At 66.9% G+C, this 1,373-nt stretch carries 1 protein-coding gene; it reads right to left on the minus strand.

Annotated elements, in window-relative coordinates:
- On the minus strand, nucleotides 1-1,132 hold a 1,132-nt coding region (locus AC4ELH_RS35330; RefSeq protein WP_498889597.1), incomplete at its 3' end, for an IS110 family RNA-guided transposase.
- Nucleotides 1,133-1,373 lie beyond the last annotated feature (241 nt).

Below are 1,373 nucleotides of genomic sequence, written 5' to 3' on the forward strand. Positions count from 1 at the left end.
AGGCTGTGTGCTCGCTGTAGGCGCTGTGGTGGCGGAGGCAGCCGTGCAGGATGCCGACGAGGCGGTTGCCCAGGGCGCGCAGCGCCTGGTGGTGCAGGTCCCCGGCGGCGCGGTGCTGGTCGTAGAAGGCCCGGGCGCCGGGACTGTTGGTCAACGCGCAGAACGCCCACTGATCGATCGCATCGTAGAGGCGGCGGTTGCGGACGTGGCGGGCCAACACGGCGCGTTTCTTGCCCGAAGCCACGGTCAATGGTGAGGTTCCCGCGTAGTTCTTGCGAGACTTGGCGGTGGTGTAGCGGTTCGGGTCGTCCCCGAACTCACCGAGCACCCGGGCGCCGAGGATGACACCAAGTCCTGGCAGGGAGAGGTAGATGTCGGCGTCCGGGTGCTTCTCAAAATGCGTCGCCAACTCGACCTCTAGGGCGGCGATCTGATGGTTGAGCTCGGCGATGATGCCGACCGTGGCGCGGGTGCTTGCCCCGAACGCGGCGGTGACCGCGGCCGGGGCCGCAAGCTGCTCGGTGCGTAACGCCGTCTGGATCTCCAGCGCCCGTGGGTCGAGGTTACGTTGTCGCCCAGCGGCTTTGAGTGCCGATCGGATCTTCGAGACGCTGAGTCGAGCGGCGTCGCTCGGGGTGGGGGCGCGACCCAGGATGGCCAGGGCATCGCGGTCAGCCAGGGAGTCGAAAGCCTCCAACGCGCCCGGGTAGTACTCGCGCAACGCACTGCGCAGCGTGTTGGTATTGCGGTTGCGCGCCCAGATCAGGTTCTGATGCGCCCGCGCCAGCACCTTGATCGCCTCCACCTCCGAGGTGTCCCCGGCGATCGGGCGGTGGTTGTGCCGGTCGGTGCGCACCAGATCGGCCAATAGTTTGGCGTCCCCGGCATCAGACTTCGCGCCCGAGACCTGGTGGCGGTCGCGATAGCGGGCCACCGCGAGCGGGTTGACCGCGAACACCTGATAGCCGGCCGCGCTCAGCGCTTCGACCCACAGGCCGCGGTCGGTTTCGATGCCGATCACCACCTCCTGGGGTGCTTCGGCGTGGGCGGCCACTAGCTCGTGGAACCCGCCGATCCCGACCAGTCCCTCCGGGAGCCGACGCGAGGCCAGCTTGGCCCCCTCAGCGTCCATCAGATGAATGTCGTGATGGTCTTCAGCCCAGTCGTCTCCAACAAATAGCGTCAACTCGCCTCCCTGCTCGATGGGTCGAAACTGTTCGAGCCGAAGGGCACCCGGCGGCAACCTAATGGATCAGTGCTCGAAGCACGACACCCCATCAGCGCTATAGGCGACCTCACCAACCGGCCGGGGCACGATCTAGTCCTAGAAGTCGGCATACACTTCAGGTCCTCACAGTGCTCACCGGCCAGCG

Source organism: Mycobacterium shunyiense, assembly GCF_058270075.1.